The sequence below is a fragment of the Pseudomonas sp. JUb52 genome (genome assembly GCF_004341115.1).
In the GTDB taxonomy this organism is placed as follows: Bacteria; Pseudomonadota; Gammaproteobacteria; order Pseudomonadales; family Pseudomonadaceae; genus Chryseomonas; species Chryseomonas oryzihabitans.
This window is the reverse complement of the sequence record NZ_SLYS01000002.1, coordinates 189,250-212,899: the sequence shown is the minus strand read 5'-3', so window position 1 is coordinate 212,899 and position 23,650 is coordinate 189,250. Positions and strand designations below refer to the sequence as shown.

Genomic DNA, 23,650 nt, shown 5'->3' with positions numbered 1-23,650 from the left:
GGTGGACTAGCCGCCCATCATCTCGCGCACCCGCGCCGCCAGGGTGTCCACGGCGAAGGGCTTGGTCAGGATCTCCATGCCGGGGTCCAGGTGGCCGTTGCCGATGGCGGCGTTCTCAGCATAGCCGGTGATGAACAGGGTCTTGAGCCCCGGGCGTGACTGGCGCCCCGCATCGGCCATCTGCCGGCCGTTCATGCCACCGGGCAGACCGACATCGGTGATCAGCAGATCCAAGTGCACATCGGACTGCAGGATCTTCAGGCCGGTGAGGCTGTCGGCGGCTTCGATCACCGCGTAGCCGAGGTCTTCGAGGATATCCACCACCAGCATCCGCACCGTTGGCTCGTCGTCGACGATGAGCACCGTCTCGCCCTGGGCGCTGCCGGCCATGTCCAGGCGCGTGGCCAGGTCTTCGTCGGCCGGCGCCTCGCCTAGGTAACGCGGCAGATAGATGCACAGGGTGGTGCCCTGGCCGACTTCGGAGTAGAGCCGCACCTGGCCGCCCGACTGGCGCGCGAAGCCATAGATCATCGACAGGCCCAGGCCGGTGCCCTGGCCGATGGGCTTGGTGGTGAAGAAGGGCTCGAACACCCGGGCCGCCACCTCGGGCGGGATGCCGACCCCGGTATCGGTCACGCACAGCGACAGGTACTGGCCTTCCGGCAGATCCTGGGCGCGGGCGGTCTCGCGATCCATCCAGCGATTGGCGGTCTCGATGGTGATGCGGCCGCCGTCGGGCATGGCGTCGCGGGCATTGATGCACAGGTTGAGCAGCGAATTTTCCAGCTGGCTGGGATCCACCAGGGCGGGCCAGAGGCCGGCGGCACCGACCGTCTCGACCTGGATGCTCGGACCCACGGTGCGCTGGATGAGGTCGGTGAGGCCATCGATCAGCTGGTTGACGTCCACCGGTCGTGGCGCCAGGGTCTGACGCCGGGAAAAGGCCAGCAGCCGGTGGGTGAGGGCGGCGGCGCGCTTGGCCGCGCCCTGGGCGGCCACCAGGTAGCGATCGAGTTCGCGCAGCCGACCCTGGGCGATGCGCGTCTCCATCAGTTCCAGCGCGCCGGAGATACCGGCCAGCAGGTTGTTGAAGTCGTGGGCGAGGCCGCCGGTGAGCTGGCCGACGGCTTCCATCTTCTGCGACTGGCGCAGCTTTTCCTCGGCCTGCATCAATTCGGCCGAGCGTTCGGCCACGCGCACCTCCAGGGTGTCGTTGAGGGCGCGGAGGGCGGCCAGGGCCTTGTCGCGCTCGGCCTCGATGGCGCGGCGCTCCTCGACGTCGATGAGCACGCCGGGAAAGCGCAGCGGCGTCCCGTCGGCGGCATGGTCGACCCGGCCGTTGGCCTCGATCCAGTAGTAGTGGCCGTCGGCGCGGCGCACCCGGTACTGATGGGCGAAGGATCCGGCCTGGGCGATCACCACCTCGATGGCCCGGGCGAGGCCCTCCTTGTCATCGGGATGGACGTTGGTGACCACCTGCGCCAGGCTCAGGCCCTCGCGGCCCAGCTGCGCATCGAGGCCGAAGACCGTGGCGAAGGCTTCGTCCACGGTGAATCTGTCGGTCGGCAGGTCCCAGTGCCAGGTGCCGATGATGGCGCCCGCGGAAAGCGCCAGCTGCACCCGCTCGATGTTCTCCCGGGCCAGGGCCTCGCTGACGCGCAGCCGTTCCTCGGCGTTGCGCCGCTCGGTCACGTCGCTGAAGAGGATGGCGATCTGGCGCTCGTCCGGGTCGCCGACCCGCACGGCGCGCACGTCGAACCAGCGTTCGAAGGTGTTGGCGTAGTTCTCGAAGGTGGCCGGTTCGCCGGTCTTGGCCACATGGCCATAGGTGTCGAACCAGAACTGCTCCAGGTTGGGGGCGAACTCGGTCACCCACTTGCCGCGCAGATTGACCCCGGCCTGGCGTTCGAAGGCCGGATTGGCCTCCAGGAAGCGGTAGTCGATGGGTTTGTCGTCGGCATCGAATTTAACCTGGACGATGGCGAAGGCCGAGCCGATGGTCTCGATGATGGCGCGAAAGCGCTCTTCGCTCTTGCGCAGGGCGGTTTCCGCCGTCTGCAGCTGACTCATGTCCAGCATGGCGCCGATCATCCGCGTGGGGCGGCCGTAGACATCACGGATCACCCGACCGCGGTCGAACACCAGCGCATAGGAGCCGTCCGCACGCAGAAAGCGGTATTCGTCGGTCCAGACCAGGCCGTCGCCATCGATCACCCCATGGATGGAGGCGTCGATCCGCGTGCGGTCGTCCGGATGGATCTGGGCGAGCCACCAGTTGCCGGTAGAGTCCACCGCTTCCGGGGCGTGGCCATAGGCCGTGGTCAGGGCTTCGTTCCAGCGCACCTGGCCGGTGCTGAAGTCCCAGTCCCAGATGGCGTCGTTGGTGGCTTCGGCCACCAGCCGGTAGCGTTCCTGGGTTTCCTTGAGCGCCAGGCCCGCCAGGTGTTCGACGGTACGATCGCGCAGGATCTTGACGAACCCCAGGGGCTCGCCGTCGTCGTCGGTCAGCGCCATCATCTCGCCCGAGGCCCAGAAGCGCTGGCCGTCCTTGCGCAGGTGCCAGCGCTCGTCCATGGCGCTGCCATCCCGCAACGCCTTGGCCATCTCGTACGCGGCACGACGGTTGGCCCGGTCCTCAGGGGTGAAAAAGCGCGAGGCATCCTGGCCGATCATCTCCTGGGCGGTCCAGCCCATGACCTGCTCGGCGCCCGGATTCCAGTCCGTGATGAGCCCCTCGCGGTCGCAGACCACGATGGCGAACTGGGTGGTGCTTTCCAGCACGGCGCGGCTGCGTGCCTTGCTGGGGCGGCGGGGGGCGTCTTTGTCCGGCAGGGCCTCCTGCAAGGCGGCGCGCAGGCGCAGCACCTCGGCTTCGAGTTCGGCGCGCGTCAGCGTGGCCAGGGGTCCCTCACTCATCTTGCTGGGCATCCTCGGGGGAAGGGATCTTCAGGGTCGTTCGACCGCAAAAAGTCGGAGAGTGTGGCAAGGGCCCGCGAGGGCGAAAAGGCCCTGCCGCTGATCGGCAAACCCGGCGGATCGGTGGCTTGCCGGTGGCCGGGCAAAACCGCTGCATGCCAGCGAAACGGTGCGCTCGCGCGGGCTCCCGGGCTAGACGAGGGCAAGCGCAGCGGCGGCTGGCCGGCAGCCGGGGCCCAGGATCGCGCTGTGCCCGCGCGCCTGACCGTCCGGCCCGGGGGACGAACGGTCAGGGGCTGGAACCCGGTCGGCGCGTGGGCTCTCTACGGTTGCACGCGACGGGTTCGGCAAGGGCCCGCGTCCGTCTCTTCGACCGCTCCAGGAGCACCACGCCATGGCCACGGAATCTTCCCCCGCAACCACCACGCTCAAACGCGCCATCACCCTGCCCATGCTGCTGTTCTTCATTCTCGGCGACGTGCTGGGCGCGGGTGTCTATGCCCTGGCGGGGACCATCGCCGGGCGGGTCGGCGGCGCCATCTGGGCCCCGCTGCTGATCGCCTTGCTGTTCGCCCTGCTGACCGCCGCCTCCTATGCCGAGCTGGTCACCAAGTACCCGAGGGCGGGCGGCGCGGCGGTCTTTGCCGAACGCGCCTTCGGCCGGCCCTGGCTGTCCTTTCTGGTGGGTTTCTCGATGCTGGCCGCTGGCGTCACCAGTGCCGCGGGGCTGGCGGTGGCCTTTGCCGGTGGCTATCTGCAGGCGCTGGTGCCCTGGCCGGCCGGCTGGGTCTGCCTGGCCTTCCTGGTGCTCATCGGCCTGCTCAATGCCCGGGGCATCAAGGAATCGCTGTCGGTCAATTTGGTGATGACCCTGGTCGAGTTGTCGGGCCTGGTGATCGTCATCGTGGCGGCGGCCTGGTTCATCGCCCAGGGGCAGGGTGAGCCCGCGCGGCTGCTGGAGGTGGATGCGCCCTCGGCCACGGTGGCCATTCTCAGCGCCTCGCTGCTGGCCTTCTATTCCTTCGTTGGCTTCGAAACCTCGGCCAACCTGGCCGAGGAGGTGCGCGATGTCAGCCGCGTCTATCCGCGGGCGCTGTTTGGCGCCCTGGTCATCGCCGGCATCGTCTACATGCTGGTGGGGGCGGGCGCCGCGCTGGTGCTGCCGGTGGCGCAGCTCAAGGCCTCGGGCGCGCCGCTGATGGACGTCCTCGGCGCCTCGGGGCTGGGCGTGCCGACCCGGCTATTTGCCGTCATCGCCCTGATCGCGGTGGCCAATGGCGCGCTGCTGACCATGATCATGGCCAGCCGCCTGGCCTACGGCATGGCCCGCCAGGGGCTGTTGCCGGCGGTGCTCGGTCGGGTGCTGCCGCGGCGACAGACCCCGGGGGTCGCCATCCTCGCCACCACCGCGGTGGCCATCGCCCTGACCTATACCAGCACCCTGGATGTGCTGGCCGAGACCGTGGTGCTCTTGCTCCTGGTGGTGTTCATCAGCACCAACCTGGCGGTGCTGGTGCTCAAGCGCGACCGGGTCGAACACCCGCATTTCCGCGTCCACTGGCTCTTTCCGGTGCTAGCCCTGGCCTCCTGTGCGCTGCTCCTGGCCCAGCAGGGCGCGGCGACCTGGTGGCGCGCCGCGCTGATGCTGCTGGTCGGCGCCGCGCTCTATGGGCTGACGCGGCTGGCCGGCGCGCGCCGGGTCACCGCCTAGCCGCCCACCAGCGCATAGAGGGTCTGCATGTCGGCCGGCTTGGTCAGGTGATGATCGAAGCCCGCCGCCAAGGCCTCGGCCTTGTCCTGGGCCTGACCCCAGCCGGTCATGGCGATCAGCTTGACGGCCTGCCCGGCCGGGATCCCGCGGATCGCCCGGGCCAGTTGGTGACCGGTCAGCCCCGGCATGCCGATGTCGGAGATGACGATGTCGGGGCCATAGCTCTGGAACAGCGTGAGCGCCGCCTGGCCGTCGTAGACGACCCGTACCTCGTGGCCATCCAGCTCCAGCAATTCGGCGATGGTGTCGGCGATGTCGGGGTTGTCGTCCGCCACCAGGATCCGCCGGGTGGCCGGCAGTGCTGGCTCCGCTGCGACGGGCTCGGCAATTGCCGCCGGAGGCGCCACGGTCAGCGGCAGGCTCACGGTGAAGCGGCTGCCCTGACCCAGGCCGGCGCTGGTCGCGGTGATGTCGCCACCCTGCAGCCGCGCCAGTTCGCGGGACAGCGCCAGGCCGATACCCAGGCCCGGCGAGCGTTCCGCCAGGCGCGGATCGATCTGGCCGAACATCTGGAACAGATCGGTCAGGCGTTCGGGCGCGATGCCGATGCCGTTGTCGGCGATCTCCACCCGCACCTCGTCGTCGCCCGTCCACACGGCGAGGGTGATGCGCCCACCCGCCGGCGTGTAACGGGCGGCGTTGCCCAGCAGGTTGATGAAGATCTGCTCCAGGCGCAGCGTATCGGCGTACAGCCAGAGCGGCGCCTCGGGCAGTTGCAGCATGAAGCTCTGACCCTTGTCCTGCATCGGCGCCTGGGCCGCGTCTGCCGCCGCCTGGAGCACCGTCTGCAGGGTAACGAAGGCATTGTGCAGGGTGATGCGCCCAAAGGTGATGCGTGAGATGTCCAGCAGATCGTTGAGCAGGGCGCCCATGCGTTCCACCTGCCGCTCGATGGTCTGGCAACTGCGCTGTTGCTGTTCGAGCGAGGCCTGGGGCGCGGCGATCAGCGCCGCCGCATGGCGGATGGGCGCCAGAGGGTTGCGCAGCTCATGGGCCAGCACGGCGAGGAATTCATCCTTTTGCCGATCGTTGTCGCGCAGCTGCTGTTCCTGGCGCTTGCGCTCGGTGATGTCGAGAAACCAGACCGCCACGTTGCCGTCGAAGGGCGTGGCGCTGATCTGCAGCCAGCGGCTGGTGCCACTGGCATCGGCGCCCTGTAGTTCGACGGACCAGGCCGCCTCGTCGGCCTGGTGCTCACCACAGGCCTGCAGGATGCGCGGACCGGCCCAGGGCAGGCTGGGATGCGCGGCGCTGCCGTCGTGGCCCAGGGTGGCGGCGCCGATGGGGTTGAGATAGTCCCAGACGAAGCCGCCTTCGGCAGCGGGCACGGCGATGCCGAAGGACACCTGCGAGCTCTCCAGCGCCACCCGCAGGCGGCGTTGCGAGTGCAGCGCCGCCTCCTGGATCCGGGCGCGATCGATCACCAGCGCCGCCTTGGAGGCGCACAGATCGGCCAGGCGCTGCTGGCGCGGCGTGGGTTCCCCGGCCTCCGGCAGGTGCACGGTGAGCGCGCCGAGGGTGCCGTGCAGGGTACTGCGCAAGGGCACGGCATGCAGGGCGGCAAAGCCCAGGCGGCGGCCAAGCGTGGCCAGGGCGGCGAACTCCGGCGCGGTCGCCAGCTCCGGTATCACCACGCGGGTACCGCTGCGCAGGGCGGCGGCACAGGCGCTGTCCTCGGGCTGCAGGGCGGCCAACTGGTCCTGCTCCTCGGCCGCGAAGCCCGGCGCGAAATACAGCTGCGGCGGCTTGCCGTCTTCCAGCAGCGAGACGCAGCCCAGGGACGTCTGATGAAAGTGGCAGAGGACCTCGAGGATCTCCCGCAACTGTTGCGACAGCGAGGGCAATTGCAGCAGACGATGATTGAGCCGTTGCAGGACCTCCAGATCGGCGACCTGCAGCTGCAACTGTTCCTGACTTAGCTGCAGGCCCCGCAGGTAGTCGTCACGCTCCTCTTCCAGCAGCCGGCGGGCGTCGGCTGCGGCCAGCAGGGCTTCGCCGACCTGGCGGATCTCCAGGACGTCACTGTCCGGCAGCACGAGTGGCTGGCGCTGGCCCAGCGCCTCGGCGGCGGCCTGCAGCGCCTGTACCGGCTGGCTGATGCGCCGCGACAGCAGCAGGGCCATCGCCCAGGCGAAAGCCACCGACAGCACCAGGCCGCCGCCATAGAGGGCGAAGGAGCGATTGGCGGCCGCGGTCACCTCTTCGGTGGGGATGGCGGTGGTCACGGTCCAGCCGGAATCGGGCAGCCGCACGAAGGCGGTATAGACCTGGCGGCCTTCGCGGGTACGGGCGGTGCCAACGCCTTCCTCACCCGGTTGCGTCAGGATCGCCGCCAGGCCTGGCAGGGCGGGCTCGCCCAGGCTTTCCTCATGCAGACTGGTACGGGCAATGCGCAGGCCATGGCGATCGAATACCGAGCCCACCCAGTCCTTGGGCAGGGCGCGGGCCAGACGCGCCGCGCGGATGCTTTCCGGTGTCATCACCGCGGTCAACACGAAGCTCAGCCTACCCTCACGCTGCACCGGCACCCTCACTGGCAAGGCCAGCTGGCCGGAGGGCCCCTTGCCCAGCTGACCGATGACCGGGCGCCGTCGGGCGACCACCTCGGCGAAGCTTTCCGGCTCGGCCAGCGAGCCCGCGGGTCGACGCTGTTGCGTCGAGATGCGCCGGACCACCTGGCCATCCGGTGTGGCGAGCAGCACCGAGCGCCATCCCGGCGCCAACGGCAGGACCCGCTCGACCAGGGTGGCGAAGCCCTCCAGGTCGCCCGCCGCCAGCAGGGGCGACTCGGCCAGGGCCTGGAGGATGGTCACCGAACGGCGCAGTTCGCTCTCGATGGTGGTGGCGGCCTGGCGGCTGGATTCCAGCGCCCGCTGTTCAGCTTCATGCTGCTGGTGATGGACGAGCAGCCACAGCCCCAGCCCGGCAATCAGCGCCAGGGGCACGATCCCGGCGAAGGCGATGGCCAGCAGGCGGTTGCGCAGCGGGACCAGGTGCGCGGGGCGGGACTTGATAGGCGACATGGGCATTTCGATGGTGGAGAAGGCTCATTCTAGCTTGAGTTCGAGTGGTCCTTTGCCAGGCTTGAGCTCCCGTCGTCGGGCCGGTGCATATCGCTGCAGGCCGCGCCAGCTCTAGCCTGCAGCTTATCGAGGGGGTGCCGCTGATCGGCGATGGGTGGCTATTCAGTCAAGGGACGGTGACGCCGAACAGAAGGAGGTGAATCTGCCCTGTCTGCCCGGAGTCATTCCATGCGCACCCTGAGATTGTCGGCCCGTTCGGCCGTTTGCTTTGCCGCCGTCACCCTGTTGCTTCTGGTACTGGCGGTCACCTCGGCCGTCGGCCTGAATTCGCTCTATAAAGCGGAGCAGGACGTCGAGACCAACTGGATGGCCAGCATCGCCCAGACCGCCAAGATGGATACCCTGGTGCTCCGTCTGCGCCTGGAGACCTTGCGCATGGTGGCCTCGGAGGACGACCAGATGAAGCAGACCGCTGCTGCGACCATCGCCCAGACGCGCGGCCAGCTGCAGAAGGAGGTGGCGGCCTATCAGGCCCTGGTCGCCTCGCCTGAGGAGCAGCGGTTGGCCGATGCCGTGTCCGCCGGAGTCAAGGCCTACGACGCACGGCTCGACGAGATCGTTGCCATCGCTCGGACGCGTCCGGCCAGCGAAGGGACCGCCTACGTCAATGCCAACATCCGTCCGCTGACCAACGACCTGCAGGAGAAGATCGTCGCCCTGGGTGACTTCAACCAACGCGGCGCCAAGCAGGCGGGCGAGCTGGCCAACCAGACCTATAGCCGTAACCTCTGGCTGCTCGGGATCATCTCCGCCGTGGCCGTGGTCCTCACCGTGGTGCTGGCCGTGCTCTATACCCGCAGCATCCTGCAGCCGCTGCGCCAGGTGCTGGCCATCAACAAGCGCATTGCCGAAGGCGATCTGCGGGTGTCGGTTGTGGCAGAGGGTCGCGACGAGATGGCCGACCTGATGCGGGCCACGGTGCAGATGCAGCAGACCCTGCGCGACACCGTCAGCCACATCGGCGAAGCCTCGACCCAGCTGGCGTCCGCCGCCGAAGAGATGAATGCCGTGACCGAAGAAGCCAGCCGTGGCCTGCAACGTCAGAACGGCGAGGTGGAACAGGCTGCCGCGGCGGTCAACGAGATGACCGCCGCCGTGGAGGAGGTGGCGCGTAACGCCGCCTCGGCCTCGACCTCGGCGCAGCAATCCGAGCGCTCCACCGGCCTGGGCGCGGCCCGCGTCACCGAGACCGTCAATGCCATCAACTCCCTTACCAGTACCGTGTCCCACACCAGCGAGCAGATCGTCGCTCTGGCCGGACAGGCGCAAGGCATCGCCACCGTGGTCGATGTGATCCGCGGCATCGCCGAGCAGACCAACCTGCTGGCGCTGAACGCCGCCATCGAAGCCGCCCGGGCCGGTGAACAGGGTCGCGGCTTCGCCGTGGTCGCCGACGAGGTGCGCGCCCTGGCCCACCGAACCCAGGAATCCACCCGCGAGATCGAGCAGATGATCGGCGGCATCCAGAGCGGTTCGGAAGGCGCCGTGCAGGCCATGCAACGCAGCCGCGACGAGGCCACCGCCACCCTGAAGATCGCCCACGAAGCCGGCGCCGCCCTGGAGGAGATCGCCCGCTCCATCACCGAGATCAACGAGCGCAATTTCCTCATCGCCACGGCTTCGGAAGAGCAGGCCCAGGTCGCCCGATCGGTGGACCAGAATCTGGTCAGCATCCGCGATCTGTCGATCCAGACCTCGGCCGGTGCCCACCAGACCGCCGCGGCCGCCCATGAGGTCTCACGCCTGGCGGTGGACATGAATCGCCTGGTCGGTCGCTTCTCGGTCTGATCCAGCTGAACGCCTGGAAAGGCCCTGCCGAGAGCCCCTCGGCAGGGCCTTTTCGTTTCCAGTCTCCCGGCAGGCCGGCATGGCAGGACCAGCGGTCGGGAACCGGTCCGGGGTGCCAGGGGTCTGCAGCGAAAGATCCCAGGAGAGACGGCCATGTACCTCATCCAGTTGCTGCTACCCCTGAACGACAACGACGGCCAGCGCCTGCCCGGGGCGCTGTTCCAGGAGGTCCGTGAGGAACTGGTGGCGCGCTTCGGCGGGCTGACCGCCTTCAGCCGGGCGCCGGTGGAGGGCCTGTGCCAGGACGAGGCGGAGCGCGTCGAGGACGACGAGTTGCTGGTCTACGAGGTCATGACCGAGGCCTTGGACAGGGCCTGGTGGGCGGACTATCGGCGCCGGCTGGAAACGGCCTTTCGCCAGCGCGAAATCCTGATCCGCGCCCAGCCGACCGAACGCCTCTAGGCCTCGGCCAGCACCACCCGCGCCCGGCCGGCGCGCTTGGCCTGGTACAGGGCGCCGTCGGCGCGGCGGATCAGTTCATGGACATTGAGGCTGCCATCGGTGCAATGGGCGATGCCGATGGAGGAGGTGGTCTGGAGGCTGATGCCCTGCAGCTGCCAGGGTCGCTGCAGGGCACTGCACAGGCGCTCGGCCAGGGCCAGGGCCGCATCGGCGGAGGTCTCGCGCAGGAAGACGATGAATTCGTCGCCGCCGATCCGGCCAAGCAGATCGCCAGTGCGCAGGCAGGCGCTGACCCGGGCGACGAAGGCCACCAGCAGCAGATCGCCGAATTCGTGGCCGAATTCGTCATTGATGGCCTTGAAGCGGTCGAGGTCCAGATAGAACAGGGCGCAGGGCAGGTGGCCGGCAGCGCCAGCCCGGTAATGCGCGATCTGGTCGAGGATGCTGCGGCGGTTGGCGATGCCGGTCAGGGCATCCAGGTAGGCCAGTGACCGGAAGCGTCTTTCGCTCTCCTGCAAGGCGGTCTCGGCCAGTTTGCGCTCGGTGACGTTGCGACTGACGATGGTCAGCAGCCGCCGTCCACCCTGGGCATCGAAGTGCGGGGTCTTGACCACTTCCCAGGTATTGATGCGACCGTCCGGGCCCAGGAAGGACTTTTCGATCTGGGTGGGCGCGCCGTTCTGCCAGGCCTGTTCGTCGGTGTTGATGTTGTAGCGGAAGGCCTCGGCATGGGTCGGAAACCGCTCGATCAACTCGACATCGGTGATGCCCACATAGTCGAAGCCGACCATGGCATAGGCTTCGAGCACGATGCGATTGACGAATAGCCAGCGCCCCTGGCCGTCCTTGGCGACGATGAACTCCTGGATCGAATTGAGGAGGGTGCGCAGATCGACGTCGGAATCGGCGGGGGACATGGGCAGGGCCTGGCGGTCGCATGGGTTTCCAGGCTATCGGCCTGCCAGGGTAGGAAATGAGGTCCCTCGTCGGGTCACCCATCGCCTGGCTAGGAAGGTGGCTACAGGCGAAGCGGCGCGGACCGGCCGCCGACGAACGGCAGTGTTCCCGAGCCTGCGCCTTTGACGGCCACAAGCGAGGCGGCACGCTACAGCGCGGGTTCGGTCAGGAACCTAGGTCTCTCCCATGGGCCGAATGAGGTATTCATCAGCTGCCAGATGTGCCCCTCATGCAGACCACGACAAGAGCCGTTACCGGCCAGCACGCCGCCTCGAACCCGGTCACTCTCCAACCTGCCAAGGCGCTCTACCAGGCGTTGCTGGTAGACCACCCGGGTGCCCAGGCGCAGGAGCGGGCCCGTCTCTTTCTCGACGACCAGCTGCAGGCGGTAGCCGGCATGACCGCCGACCTGCCGGAAGACCCCGACGGCCTGGAGGCCTGGGTGCTGGAGAACAATGCCCGGGTCGGCGCCCAGTACCGCGACTACCTGGCCGCACGCAAGGCCGGAGCGCCGCGCCGCTATTTCGGCAACAAGGCCCATGCGCTGTATTTCCTGCGCGGCGTGGCGCCGACCAAACTGGTGGATGGCGCCTGGCTCTATGGCACCTTGGCCCACTGGGACGACCTGCGCTATCGCGCCGCCATCCAGATCTACCTCGAAGAACTGGGCGACGGCCAACCGGACAAGAATCACGTGGTGCTCTATCGCAAGCTGCTGGCGAGCCACGGCTGCGAGGACTTCGCCGACCTGAGCGACGATCACTATGTGCAGGGCGTCATCCAGCTGGCCCTGGCCCATAACGCCGATCATTATCTGCCCGAGGTGCTGGGTTTCAACCTGGGCTATGAGCAACTGCCGCTGCACCTGTTGATCACCTCTTACGAGCTCAACGAACTGGGCATCGACCCCTATTACTTCACCCTGCACGTGACCGTCGACAACGCCGGCACCGGCCATGCGCGCAAGGCCCTGCAGGCGGTGCACGACGCAATGCCCGCCGAAGGCCGCGCGGCCTTCTACCAGCGCGTGGTGCAGGGTTATCTGCTCAACGAACTGGGCGCCAGCACCAGCTCGGTGATCGCCGGCTTCGACCTGGAGCAGGCGGTGATCGAGGTGCTGGCGGAAAAGAGCAGCGTCGGCCGCTATGTGCATTCCGACTATTGCCGCATCGGCGGACGCAGCGTCAGCGACTGGCTATACGATCCGTCGCAGATTCCGGACTTCCTCCAGGTGATGCAGGAACAGGGCTGGATCAAGCGCCACGAGGACCCCACCAACAGCCGCTTCTGGCGGCTGATCCAGGGCGAACGCGCGGAGATGTTCGGCGTCTTCACCGCCTACGAGCAGCAACTGATCCACGACTGGATCGCCGGCGATTTCGTGCACAACGGCGCCCGCAAGCAGGCCACTGGCGAGCGGGTGGCCGTGCTGCCGCGCCGCGAGGTGAGCTTTCGCGCCCGCCAGCGCCAGCAGGAACGCCTGTGCCCGGCGCTGGAAGCGGAGCAGGGCGGGGCGGCCAATGCGAGCAGGGCCCAGACCAGCGATTTCGACAGCGAGGAAGCCGCACTGGAGCAACGGCTGGCAAGCCAGCCCAGTCGCGCCGCCGCCATGGCGCTGCTGGTCGAGCAGCTGTCGCCGGCGCGCCATCACAGCCGCGCCGGCCTACTGGCGACGCGGCTGTTCGTCTCGCTGTTGGGCTGACGCCCAGGCCAGGACCCGCGAGGGTCCTTTTTTCATTTCGATTGCCACCTAAGGACCTGCCCGTGACGGCCATGGAACACCCCGAACACCCCGCGACGACCCCGGACTCGACCAAGGCGCTGGAGCTGTTGGTCGAGACGCTGCGTGCAGCCGACTATCACTTCATCACCCCGACCCCGGCCTCTCACGCCCGGGTCAATGCCCGACCCGGCAATGCCTGGGCGCGGGATCTGCAAGGCGTCTTCGGCTGGAGCCGGCCGTTTTCCCGCGAGGTGCTGCCGGAGTCCCTCATCGACGCCCTGGCCGCGGCCGAGCTGCTGACCCCGGTGCCCGGCGGCTGGCGCAGTCGGGTGCGGGTATCGAGCCTGGGCGATCAGCTGTTCGTGCATTCCGCCTATCCCACCGAAGAAGCCGATGCGGTGTTCTTCGGCCCCGATACCTATCGCTATGCCAATGCCCTGGAAGCCCAGTTGCGCTTCGAGACCGAAACCATCCGCCGCGCGGTGGACATCGGCAGCGGCGCCGGTCCCGGTGCCATCCTGGTCGCCCTGGCGCGGCCCGATGCCGAGGTGCTGGCGGTGGACATCAACCAGCGCGCCCTGGCACTGACCCGGGTCAATGCCGCGCTGGCCGGAGCCGACAATCTGCGGGCGTGCTACAGCAACCTGCTCAAGGACGTGGACGGAGACTTCGACTTCATCCTGTCCAATCCGCCCTATCTGGTCGATCCGGGCGAGCGCGCCTATCGTCATGGCGGCGGCCCGCTGGGCGCTGGTCTGTCGCTGGCCATCCTCGACACGGCGCTGGAGCGCCTGGCACCCGGTGGCACCCTGCTGCTCTATACCGGCGTCGCCATGGTCGAGGGGCGCGATCCCTTCCTGGAAGAGGTCCGCACGCGTCTGGCCGACCAGGACGTGGCCTGGCGCTATCGCGAGCTGGACCCGGATGTCTTCGGTGAAGAACTGGAGAGCGGCGTCTATGCCCATACCGATCGCATCGCCGCGGTGGTCCTAACGGTGACCCGACCGCACTGAGGGCGTACGCCAGCGGCTACACTGGCGGGCACGTCTTTATTGCCCACCCGTGTCCCGGAGTCCGCCATGCAACTGCTGCTGAACCAGACCTCGCCCTATGCCCGCGCTGCGCGCGTCACTGCCCTCGAAGCCGGCTTCGGCGCGCGACTGACACTGGTGTGGAGCGATCCCTGGAACGACGATCCGACCTTGCTGGCAGCCAACCCGGGCAACAAGGTCCCGGTCCTGATCACCGACGAGGGCATTGCCCTCAGCGAGACCCTGCTGATCTGTGTCCATCTGCACCAGTTGGGTGGCGGCAGTCCGCTCGCGGCCGAACGCCTGCAACTGGCCGGCCTGGGCCAGGGCCTGATCGACGCCGCCTTCGGCACGGTGATCGCCCGCAAGCATGGCGGCGCGGCCCAGGATGACTCGGTGCTGGGTGCCCGCCGACTGGCGGCCATCGACCGGCTGCTGGCGCGCTTGGCGGAGACGTCCGCGCTGGAGGCACAGGACCTCGATTTCAGCCACTACCTGGTGGCTGTCGGCCTGGACTACCTGAGCTTTCGCCTGCCGGAGATCGACTGGTCCGCGCACCGACGGCTGGGGGCCTTCCACCAGCGCCTCACCGCACGCCCGAGCTTTAGCGCGACGACCTTCCAGTAGGGCGAGAAAAACCCCACGCGGCCGGCCGCGTGGGAAAGGCCTACAACTCGATCAGGATCTTCAACTGGGTCCCGGCCTTGTCCAGCAAGGCCTCGAAGCCCTGTTCCACGACGTCGTCCAGGGCGATATAGCGGGTCACCACCTTTTCCGCCGGCAGCTGGCCACTGGCGATCAGGGCTGCTACCTGGGGCCACATCAGCGTCGAGTAGCACCAGGAGCCGCGCAGGTCGACGTCCTTGTAGGTCAGGGTGAAGCCGTCCAGCGCTGGCGGCTTGCCCTGCATTCCCACCTGCACCACCACGCCCTGGCGGCGCACCGCTTCCAGGCACAGCCCCAGCGGGGCCTCGGCGCCGACGCATTCGAAGGCCACGTCCACTCCGACGCCACCGGCGGTGTGGGCGCGCACCTCGCGTAGCACATCGGTGCTGCCGGGATTGAGGGTGATGAGGCCGTCCACCAGGCGCCGGGCCATCTCCAGGCGGTTGTCGTTGAGATCCACCAGAAAGATTCGAGTGGCCCCGGCGGCGCGCGCGGCCATGACCTGCAACTGGCCGATGGGCCCGGCACCGGCCACCAGCACGCTGTCGCCGGGTTTCACCCCGCCCCTGTGGGTGGCGTAGACGGTGACGGCCGTGGGTTCGATCAGCGCCGCGTGCGCGGTGCTGAGGTCGTCCGGCATGGGGATGGCGTTGTAGTCCTCCACCAGGGAGTACTCGGCCATGCCGCCCCAGGGATGGGACAGGCCGATGATCGCCAGCTGTTCGCTTAGCTGGTACTGGCCGCGGCGGCCGTAATAGTCGTCCCGCGGCGAGACCATGGGCTGGATGGAGACCCGGTCACCGGGTTTCACCGCGGTCACCTGGCTGCCCACGGCCTCCACCACGCCGGAATACTCGTGGCCGAGGATCTGCGGCACCTGGCCGCCGGTGTAGCTGTGCGGCGCGGTGGGAATGAAGATGGGCCCGCCCAGGTACTCGTGCAGGTCGGTGCCGCAGATGCCGCAGAACTGGTTCCTGACCAGCACCTGGGTGGGGCCCGGCGCGCCGGGTGGCGGGACGTCTTCCACCCGGATGTCGCGGGCGGCATGGAAACGGGCTGCTTTCATGGCGAGGCTCCTCTAGCGTTCGCAACGGGGCAGAAAGGCCTGGATCAGGGCGTTGACCCGGTCGGCGGCTTCCATCTGCACCATATGGCCCTGGCCCTCCAGGATCTCGACCTGGACGGCCGCGGGCAGGCCATCGGCATGCTGGACCGGAATGATGGCGTCGGCCTTGCCCCAGATCAGCAGTGCGGGAATTTCACCGCCCAGTAACTGGCGCAGCACCTGGGCCTGCTGGCCATTGGGGAAGAGGTTGCCCGCCAGCTGGTGCAGCGCCTGGTCCACGCCTTCCAGCCGCTTGTACTTCAGCAGATCCTCCAGCAACGGTCGGGTGACCAGTCCCGGATCGCTGAACAACAGGCTGACCGGGCCCTTGAGCTGGTTGCGGCTGGTGGCGGCGACGAAGCCTTCGAGGTAGTCACCGTTGATCTCCGCGCCCAGCCCGGCACTGCCGATCAGCACCAGGCCGGCGACCCGCTGCGGCGCTACCTGCGCCAGGTGCAGGGCCACGGCGCCCCCCATGGAGTGACCGACCAGCACGGCGCGGGGGATGTCCAGGTGGTCGAGCAGTGCCAGCACCGCGGCGCCCAGCTCGGCGAGGTCGCCCGTGGCCAGCGTCTTGCCGGACTGGCCATGGCCGGGCAGGTCCAGGGCGATCACCCGGCGCTCGGCGGCCAAGGCCTCGTGGTTGAACAGCCAGTTGTCCAGATCGCCGGAGAAACCGTGGATCAGCATCACGGGCAAGCCACCTTCACCGCGCTCCAGATAGCGCAGCGGCCGGCCGTCGAGTTCGATGCGCTGGGCCTGGGGACCGGCCTCGGCGGCGTCTTCGCCACCGGGCACGAAGTCTTCCTCGAACCGTGCGATCACGGCGTCGATCTCTTCGTCGCTGGCCTCGCCTTCCACCACGATGGCCAGCAGGGCGCCCACCGCCAGGGTCTCGTCCTCGCGGGCCAGGCAGCGGCGCAGGGTGCCGGAGAAGGGCGCCTCGACGCTGCTGCTGATCTTGTCGGTCTCGACGTCGAGCACCTCGTCGCCCTTGGCGATTGGGTCGCCTTCGGCCTTGAGCCAGGCGTTGACCCGGCCCTCGCTCATGGACAGGCCCCACTTGGGCATGGTCAGGGTATGGATCTGGCTCATGCGGCCTGCCTCCCTTGGGTGATCTTCAGCACGGCGCGCTCGATCTTGGCCGCGTCGGGGATGTAGAGGTCTTCCAGGGCATCCGAGAAGGGCACCGGGGTGTGCGGCGCGGTCACCAGCTGCACCGGGGCGCGCAGGTCGTCGAAGGCCTGTTCGGCGAGCAGGGCGGCGATGTCGGTCGCCACCGAGCAGCGCGGATTGGCTTCGTCGATGACCACCGCGCGACCGGTCTTTTCCACGCTTTCCAGGATGCTGTCCCTATCCAGCGGGCTGGTGGTGCGCAGGTCCAGCACCTCGCAGGACACCCCCTGGCGCGCCAGGTTGGCGGCGGCGTCCATGGCCAGGTGCACCATGCGGCCATAGGTGATGAGGCTGACGTCGTCGCCCTCGCGCAGGAAGCTGGCCTCGCCGAAGGGGATGGCATAGGACTCTTCCGGCACCTCGCCCTGCATGCCATAGAGCAGCTTGTGCTCGCAGAAGATCACCGGGTCGTTGTCGCGGATGGCCTGGATCAGCAGGCCCTTGGCGTCGTAGGGGGTGGCCGGGCAGACCACCTTGAGCCCGGGGATGTGGGTCCACCAGGAGGTGAGCATCTGCGAATGCTGGGCCGCGGCCCGCAGGCCCGCGCCGACCATGGTGCGCAGGACCAGCGGGGTGACCGCCTTGCCGCCGAACATGTAGCGGAATTTGGCCGCCTGGTTGAGGATCTGGTCCAGGCAGCAGCCGGCGAAGTCGACGAACATCAGTTCGCACACCGGCCGGGTGCCACGGGCGGCGGCGCCCACCGCCGCGCCGACGTAGCCGATCTCCGACAGCGGGGTGTCCAGCACCCGCCCGGGAAACTTGTGGTAGAGCCCCTTGGTGACCCCGAGCACGCCGCCCCAGGCGTCCTGTTCGCCGGGCGCGCCGGCGCCGCCGGCGTTGTCCTCGCCCATGAGGAAGACGGTGGGATCGCGGCGCATCTCCTGTTCCAGGGCTTCGTTGATGGCTTGCTGGTAGCTGATCTTTCTGGCCATGGTGGCGCTCCTTGTTGTTTTCCGATCAGGCGTAGGTGACGTAGACGTCGGTGAGCAGGTCTTCCGGGCCAGGCTTGGGATCGGCCTTGGCCTTGCGCACGGCGTCCTCGATGAGCTGCTCCACCTCCTGGTCGATGCTGTCGAGCAGGGCGGGTTGCAGCTGGCCGGAGCGCGTCACCCGCTCGCGGAATTGCATGAGGCAATCGCGCTGCTCGCGGGCCTGCTTGACCTCGTTGGGATCGCGATAGGTCTGGGCGTCGCCCTCGAAGTGGCCGAAGTAGCGGGTGAACTTCACCTCGATCAGCGAGGGGCCTTCGCCGGCCCGTGCGCGGGCCGCGGCGGCCGCGGCGGCTTCATGGACGGCGAAGAAGTCGAAGCCGTCCACCGTCACCCCCGGCATGCCGAAGCCGGCGGCGCGGTCGGCGATGTGGTCGCAGGCCACCGACCAGTTCGAGGCGGTGGCCTCGGCATAGCCGTTGTTCTCGGCGACGAAGATGCAGGGGAGATTCCACACCGAGGCCAGGTTCATGGCCTCGAACACCGCGCCCTCGTTGGAGCCGCCGTCACCGAAGAAGGCCACGGCCACGGCGTCGCTGCCCTTGAGCTTGGCCGCCAGGGCGGCACCGGCGGCCAGGGGCGCGCCGGCGCCGACGATGCCATTGGCGCCGAGCATGCCCTTTTCCAGATCGGCGATGTGCATGGAGCCGCCCTTGCCCTGGCAGACCCCGGTCTTCTTGCCGTAGATCTCGGCCATCATGCCGTAGACGTCCACGCCCTTGGCGATGCAGTGGCCATGGCCGCGGTGGGTGGAGGCGATACTGTCCTCGTGGCCCAGGTGGGCCATGACGCCGGCGGCCGAGGCTTCCTCACCGGCATAGAGGTGGACGAAGCCGGGAATCTCGCCGGTGGCGAATTCCACGTGCAGCCGCTCCTCGAAGGCGCGGATGGTGCGCATCACCCGGTAGGCATGGCTCAGGTTTTCGACGCTTGGGGTCTCGCTCATCTTATTGTTCTCCAGGATTGCCGAGGGCCGACGCGGGCCGGCGGCGGACCAGCAGGCGCTGCTGCGCCGCCAGCTCCAGCACCCGCTCCACGTCGATGCTCAGGGGGCCGTCGAGGTCCAGCGTCACCTGCGGACGCGCCTCGGGGCCGAATTCGATTTCCCGCTCGCCGTCCAGCGCCAGGGTGCCGGCGGCCAGCGACAGGGTGCGTGGCTCGCCTGGCAGCAGCAGGCCGCTGGCGGCGATCCCGGCCTGGGCCAGCACGCCGGGGGCGAGGGGGATGGTCAGTTGCGCTGGCGCCTCGGGCTCCAGCCGCACCCAGCCGCCATGGGGAGCGCTGCGGGCGACCGGATGCCAGAGACCGCAGAGGGCCGACAGGCCGATGGCCCAGGGTTCGGCAAAGGTGGTGAAGACCTCGGCCAGATCCTCCACCCGGGTGACCGCCCGGGCGCCGAGATAGGCCTGGCGACAGACCGCCACGTCCACCAGCGCCCAGTCACGGATGCTGCGCTCCGGCACCTCCACCCGCAGCCGCTTGTTGCGCCGCAGCGCCAGCGTCGGATCGACCCGACCACTCGCCACCAGGCCGCCGGCCAGGCCCGCGCTGGTGGCCTCGCGCAATTCGGGAAAGGCGTTGTTGGTGCCGGTGGACAGGGTCAAGAGCGGCAGGTCGCCCACCTCGGCGGCCACCGCCTTGTGGGTGCCGTCGCCGCCGAGCACGGCGATCACCGCCGCGCCCTGGGCCAGCAACAGCCGCGCGGCGCGGCGGGTGTCGTCCACGGTCTGGGTCAGCGGCAGATTGAGAAACACCAGCTCCGGCCAGCGCTGCTCGCGGGCCTGGCGACTGCCGCTGGCCTTGAGCACGGCGGCGGCGATACCGGTCATGTCCGGCGGTAGGAGCACCCGCTCCACCCCGGTGGCACCAAAGGCCGCCAGCAGGCGCATCACCACCCCGGCCTTGTCGGTGCTGGAGGTGAGGGCGGCGTTGCCGGTCAGCCGGCGCAGGTCACGCCCCGAGGCGGGGTTGGGCAGGATGCCGACGGTTATGGGCATGGCTGACCTCCGAGGCCTCGACCATCGGTCAGGGCAGCCGTGCGGCGATGCCGGGGTGCGCTCATGGGTCTGGCCCTCTTGTCGTTGTCTTGGGAGCGTCGCAGAGCCCTGAGCAAGGCGGGTGCCAGGTCGCTATAGTTTCGCTGCAGGCCAGGCTGGGTGCGGCTTTGCGGGGGATGGCCAGGTCCGGCGGGACGGCCGCGTCGCGCCGGGGCGTCTCAGGGCTGCGACGGCAGGGCGAGACGCTGAGACGATTCGTCTCAGGCCGCGGCGGACTTGAAGGCCGGGGCCAGGGGGCGCTAAATGAAGGGCAGAACAATGACCGGCCTTCCATGCCATGACCGGAATTCAGGGAGAGACGCCCATGTTGTCTACCCAGGCCCGCTATCACGCCCGCGCCATCGACCAGGCCCTGCGTGCGCCCTTGCGCACGGCCAGTCCACCCGGGCGCATCCTCGATTCCTGGCGTCGTTCCTTCGAGCAGTATCAACTCGACCCGGGCAGCCTGCGCGGTCCGCGCATCCTCTCGCGCTACGAATTGCGCCAGCACCAGCAGGCGGCGGAAGACTTCCTGCGCGTCGCCGATGGCGAGCTGGGCGCCCTGCATGCGCGGGTCGAGGCGGCCGACTACTGCGTGCTGCTGGCCGACGCCCAGGGCCATACCCTGGATTACCGGGTCAGCGATCGGCTGGACGACGAATGCCGCCGCGCCGGGCTCTACCTGGGCACCTGCTGGTCCGAGCAGGAGGAGGGCACCTGCGGGGTCGCCGCGGTGCTCACCGACCGGGCGCCGGTGACGGTGCACAAGGCCGATCACTTCCGCGTGGCCTTTACCGGCCTGACCTGTACCGCCGCGCCGGTGTTCGCGCCGAGCGGCGAGTTGCTCGGGGTACTGGACGTCTCGGCGCCGCGTTCGCCGGACGATCGCCGCAGCCAGCTCTTGATCCAGCAGTTCACCCGCGACAGCGCCCAGCGCATCGAGAATGCCTACTTCATGCACAGCGCCCGGGGCGACTGGGTGCTCTGCGGCCATGCCCAGGCTAGCTATCTCGACACCCAGCCGGAATTGCTGCTGGCCTGGGATCAGAGCGGACGCCTGACCGGCCTGAATCGCCCGGCCCGGCAACTCTGCCTCGCTCAGCTGGGCTATCTGCCGCAGCGCCTGGACGAGCTCTTCGGTCGCGATGCCCCGGCGCGGTTGCAGGAGGACCATGGCGAACCCCTGCGCCTGGGCGAAGCACATTTCCACGCCCGGGTACGGGCGCCGCGTCAGCGTCTTGGGGTGGTGATCCCGCTGGTCCGCGAGCCGCGTGCGGCGGACCCCGAGGAGGAGCCCCGGGTCAGCCAGGCGCTCGCGACCGCCCTGCGGCTCTATCGCCATGGCCTGCCGATCCTGGTGACCGGCGAGACCGGCACCGGCAAGGAGGTCTTTGCCCGCGGCCTGCACCAGGGTGGCGATCGTGCCGGGCGACCCTTCGTCGCCCTCAATTGCGCGGCGCTGCCGGAAAGCCTGATCGAGAGCGAATTGTTCGGCCATGCCGCGGGGGCCTTTACCGGCGCCCAGCGCCAGGGTCGCGATGGTCTGATCGTGGCGGCCGATGGCGGCACCCTGTTTCTCGACGAGATCGGCGACATGCCCCTGGCGCTGCAGACCCGGCTGCTGCGGGTGCTGGCCGAAGGCGAGGTGCTGCCGGTGGGCAGCGCCCAGCCGCGGCGAGTGGATGTGCGGCTGGTCTGCGCCACCCATCGCGACCTCCAGGCGCAGGTCGCCGCCGAGCTGTTTCGCGAAGACCTGCTCTATCGCCTCAATGGCGCCGTCTTCCAGCTGCCACCGCTGCGCGCGCGTGCCGACCGCCTGGCGCTGGCGCGGCGGCTGCTCGAAGAGGAATGCGGCGAGCGTCCGGCGCCGGAGCTGGCGCCCCAGGTGCAGGAGGCCATCCTGGCCCATGACTGGCCGGGCAATGTGCGCGAATTGCGCAACGTGCTGCGCTACGCCTGTGCCCTGTGCGACGGCGCCCTCATCACCCTCGATCACCTGCCGGCCAGTCTGCGGCCCGGCGGCGCGCCGGCCATCGAGCCGCCGCCCGAGGCCGACAGCCCCGAGCGGCGGGCGATCCTGGCGGCCCTTGTCCGCCATCGCTGGAAGGCGATTCCGACCGCCCGGGCGCTGGGGATGTCCCGGGCCACCCTCTACCGGCGGCTCAAGTTGCACGGCATCGCCATGCCGCATCGCCAGTCCGAGGACTGAGGCGTTCCGCCGAACGGTCATGGCCAGCAGGGGCTGCCCTGGCACGGTGGTTACCGCAGACAACCGAAACGGCGGGCGCCGGCAACGCTGGCCCCGGTCGTCTCGCTGCGGGACGTCAGCGCGGTCGCCGAGGAGTCACACCTCAGACACAGACCCTGAGGAAGCCCCCCTGATGCGTACCCTGCCGCTGTTGCTTGCCCTGCCTGCCGCCCTGGCTCTGCTGAATCGCACCTCTTCCCGGCGTTCGCCGCAGATCGATCGCCAGCAGCTGAATGGCCGGACTATCGTTGTCACTGGCGCCTCCAGTGGCGTCGGCCGCGGCGTGGCCCTGGCACTGGCCCGGTACGGTGCCAACCTGGTGCTGGCCGCGCGGCGCAGCGAGGCGCTGGAAGCCCTCGCGGTCGAGGTCCAGGCCCTGGGCGTGGCCGCCCTGGCAGTGCCCACCGACGTGGCCGACGTGGCGCAGATGACCGCCCTGGCCGAGCAGGCCGAGCAGCGCTTCGGCCGCATCGACGGCTGGATCAACAATGCCGGTGTGGTGGCGGTCGGGCGTTTCGAAGAGGTGCCCCTGGAAGACCACCTGCGCCTGCTGGATACCAATGTGAAGGGTGTGGTGATAGGTACCCACCTGGCCCTGCAGCGTTTCCGCCGCCAGGGCTACGGCCGGCTGGTCAACGTGGCCTCGGTGGACGGCGAGATTCCCCACGCCTACCAGGCGTCCTATTCGGCATCCAAGGCCGCGGTGCTCAGTCTCGGTCGGGTGCTGCAGCAGGAATTGCGCCGTGGCCGCCAGCCGAACATCCAGTTGTCGACGGTGCTGCCCTGGGCGCTGGATACGCCGATCTGGGGCCATGCCGCCACCTACACCGGGCACCGCGCCGACCTGCCCACCAAGGATTCGCCGGACAAGGCGGTGCAGGCCATCGTCGGCGCGCTGCTGCAGCCACAAAAGGAGATCACCGTGGGCTACAAGGCCAAGCTGGCCTACTGGGGGCATCGCCTGGCGCCGGAGCTCAACGAGCGCTTCACCGCGGCCGCGGTCCAGCGCGCCGAGATCGACTGGAATCCGGCCAAGGCCGCTACCTCGGGCAATCTGCAGCAGCCCGATCAGGCGGGACGGACGATCAGGGGTTCGAACTTTTAAGGCATGGACGTCCTAGCTAGTGCCAGGACGCGCTATCCGCCCCGGTACGCGCTTCGGGACCGGTGATGGTCAGCGAGCGTAGCGCGCCAGGGTATAGGGCGGTCTGGAGTGTCTGGGCCAGGATAGCCTGGGTGCAGAGCAGGGCGGTCGGAGCAGCGCCTTGCAGGCGGGTGGCGAGCTCGGGCCCACACAGGATGGCTGCCGGATCGAGCTCCAGGCAGGGCAACAGGGGCAACCCCTCCGCCAGCATGACCTGACTGTGAGCCTGCAAGTCGGCGATTGGCGGCTCACCGGCGGTGACCAGCAGGATTCGTCGATGCCCGAGCGCGATCAGCCGCTGGGTGGCCAGCGCGATGCGCTGGCCGTGCGCCTCGGCGGAGCGGCAGTGGCCTGAGTCGGTAGTGAGCGCGAGCCGCTGCGATGGCGTGGCGAAAGGGTCGAGCGGGCGGATTGCGGGACGAGTATCCATGGATGGGCCTCTGCCACGGCGTGGTGGTCAAGAGGTCCAGCGTGCCGGTAGTGGATGGCAGCTTCGTGACAGCCTTGCGTCCTGCTTCCGCGCCAGCGCCTGCTCAGAACGCGCTGGTATCT

Annotated in this window: 17 protein-coding genes; 8 read left to right on the top strand and 9 right to left on the bottom strand. The window is 68.9% G+C overall.

Features of this window, described 5'->3' with window-relative positions:
* Positions 1 to 6: 6 nt before the first annotated feature.
* Complete coding sequence (locus EC839_RS04165) at positions 7 to 2,916, bottom strand: PAS domain-containing protein (RefSeq protein ID WP_007158572.1); 2,910 nt, start codon at positions 2,914 to 2,916, stop codon at positions 7 to 9.
* Positions 2,917 to 3,310: 394 nt separating this feature from the next.
* Here EC839_RS04165 and EC839_RS04160 point away from each other — a divergent pair, with 394 nt between their 5' ends.
* Positions 3,311 to 4,627: an APC family permease gene (locus EC839_RS04160; RefSeq protein WP_007158571.1), complete on the top strand. Its 1,317-nt coding sequence runs from the start codon at positions 3,311 to 3,313 to the stop codon at positions 4,625 to 4,627.
* Here EC839_RS04160 and EC839_RS04155 read toward each other — a convergent pair.
* Positions 4,624 to 7,710, bottom strand: a complete 3,087-nt coding sequence (locus EC839_RS04155; RefSeq protein WP_007158570.1) for an ATP-binding protein — start codon at positions 7,708 to 7,710, stop codon at positions 4,624 to 4,626. The two genes, EC839_RS04160 and EC839_RS04155, sit on opposite strands and share 4 nt — an antisense overlap.
* Positions 7,711 to 7,938: 228 nt before the next feature.
* On the opposite strand from EC839_RS04155, the gene EC839_RS04150 reads away from it, so the two are divergent.
* Together EC839_RS04150 and EC839_RS04145 are read left to right on the top strand one after the other, a co-directional pair.
* Entirely contained in the window at positions 7,939 to 9,558 is a 1,620-nt protein-coding gene (locus EC839_RS04150; RefSeq protein WP_007158569.1) for a methyl-accepting chemotaxis protein, read from the top strand.
* A gap of 153 nt (positions 9,559 to 9,711) precedes the next feature.
* Positions 9,712 to 10,020: a hypothetical protein gene (locus tag EC839_RS04145; protein WP_007158568.1), complete on the top strand. Its 309-nt coding sequence runs from the start codon at positions 9,712 to 9,714 to the stop codon at positions 10,018 to 10,020.
* Here EC839_RS04145 and EC839_RS04140 read toward each other — a convergent pair.
* A complete protein-coding gene (locus EC839_RS04140; RefSeq protein ID WP_007158567.1) occupies positions 10,017 to 10,937 on the bottom strand; it encodes a GGDEF domain-containing protein in 921 nt (306 codons plus the stop codon). The genes EC839_RS04145 and EC839_RS04140 overlap by 4 nt on opposite strands.
* Before the next feature lie 269 nt (positions 10,938 to 11,206).
* On the opposite strand from EC839_RS04140, the gene EC839_RS04135 reads away from it, so the two are divergent.
* From EC839_RS04135 to EC839_RS04125, 3 genes are all read left to right on the top strand, one after another.
* The gene (locus EC839_RS04135) at positions 11,207 to 12,679 is read left to right on the top strand and encodes an iron-containing redox enzyme family protein (RefSeq protein ID WP_132832213.1); all 1,473 of its coding nucleotides are present in this window, start codon (positions 11,207 to 11,209) and stop codon (positions 12,677 to 12,679) included.
* Positions 12,680 to 12,750: 71 nt separating this feature from the next.
* Positions 12,751 to 13,713: a class I SAM-dependent methyltransferase gene (locus EC839_RS04130; protein ID WP_007158565.1), complete on the top strand. Its 963-nt coding sequence runs from the start codon at positions 12,751 to 12,753 to the stop codon at positions 13,711 to 13,713.
* 66 nt (positions 13,714 to 13,779) lie between these two features.
* Positions 13,780 to 14,358: a glutathione S-transferase family protein gene (locus EC839_RS04125; protein WP_007158564.1), complete on the top strand. Its 579-nt coding sequence runs from the start codon at positions 13,780 to 13,782 to the stop codon at positions 14,356 to 14,358.
* Positions 14,359 to 14,398: 40 nt separating this feature from the next.
* Here EC839_RS04125 and EC839_RS04120 read toward each other — a convergent pair whose 3' ends face one another.
* The 5 genes from EC839_RS04120 to EC839_RS04100 are packed head-to-tail and all read right to left on the bottom strand — an operon-like array spanning position 14,399 to position 19,667.
* Entirely contained in the window at positions 14,399 to 15,463 is a 1,065-nt protein-coding gene (locus EC839_RS04120) for a 2,3-butanediol dehydrogenase (RefSeq protein WP_007158563.1), read from the bottom strand.
* A 12-nt stretch (positions 15,464 to 15,475) separates the two neighbouring features.
* Complete coding sequence (locus EC839_RS04115; RefSeq protein WP_007158562.1) at positions 15,476 to 16,597, bottom strand: acetoin dehydrogenase dihydrolipoyllysine-residue acetyltransferase subunit; 1,122 nt, start codon at positions 16,595 to 16,597, stop codon at positions 15,476 to 15,478.
* Entirely contained in the window at positions 16,594 to 17,613 is a 1,020-nt protein-coding gene (locus EC839_RS04110; protein WP_007158561.1) for an alpha-ketoacid dehydrogenase subunit beta, read from the bottom strand. Before EC839_RS04110 ends, EC839_RS04115 begins: the two co-directional genes overlap by 4 nt.
* 25 nt (positions 17,614 to 17,638) lie before the next feature.
* Positions 17,639 to 18,616 carry a thiamine pyrophosphate-dependent dehydrogenase E1 component subunit alpha gene (locus EC839_RS04105; protein ID WP_132832212.1) on the bottom strand — a complete coding sequence of 326 codons (978 nt, stop codon included), beginning with the start codon at positions 18,614 to 18,616 and terminating at the stop codon, positions 17,639 to 17,641.
* A 1-nt stretch (position 18,617) separates the two neighbouring features.
* Positions 18,618 to 19,667, bottom strand: a complete 1,050-nt coding sequence (locus EC839_RS04100; protein ID WP_007158559.1) for an ATP-NAD kinase family protein — start codon at positions 19,665 to 19,667, stop codon at positions 18,618 to 18,620.
* A 364-nt stretch (positions 19,668 to 20,031) separates the two neighbouring features.
* Between EC839_RS04100 and EC839_RS04095 the strand changes: the two genes are divergently transcribed.
* Both EC839_RS04095 and EC839_RS04090 read left to right on the top strand, forming a co-directional pair.
* Positions 20,032 to 21,915, top strand: coding sequence for a sigma-54-dependent Fis family transcriptional regulator (locus EC839_RS04095; protein WP_007158558.1), 1,884 nt, complete (start codon positions 20,032 to 20,034; stop codon positions 21,913 to 21,915).
* 172 nt (positions 21,916 to 22,087) lie between these two features.
* Positions 22,088 to 23,059, top strand: coding sequence for an SDR family oxidoreductase (locus tag EC839_RS04090; RefSeq protein WP_007158557.1), 972 nt, complete (start codon positions 22,088 to 22,090; stop codon positions 23,057 to 23,059).
* A 16-nt stretch (positions 23,060 to 23,075) separates the two neighbouring features.
* Here EC839_RS04090 and EC839_RS04085 read toward each other — a convergent pair whose 3' ends face one another.
* Positions 23,076 to 23,528: a hypothetical protein gene (locus EC839_RS04085; protein WP_007158556.1), complete on the bottom strand. Its 453-nt coding sequence runs from the start codon at positions 23,526 to 23,528 to the stop codon at positions 23,076 to 23,078.
* Positions 23,529 to 23,650: the final 122 nt, after the last annotated feature.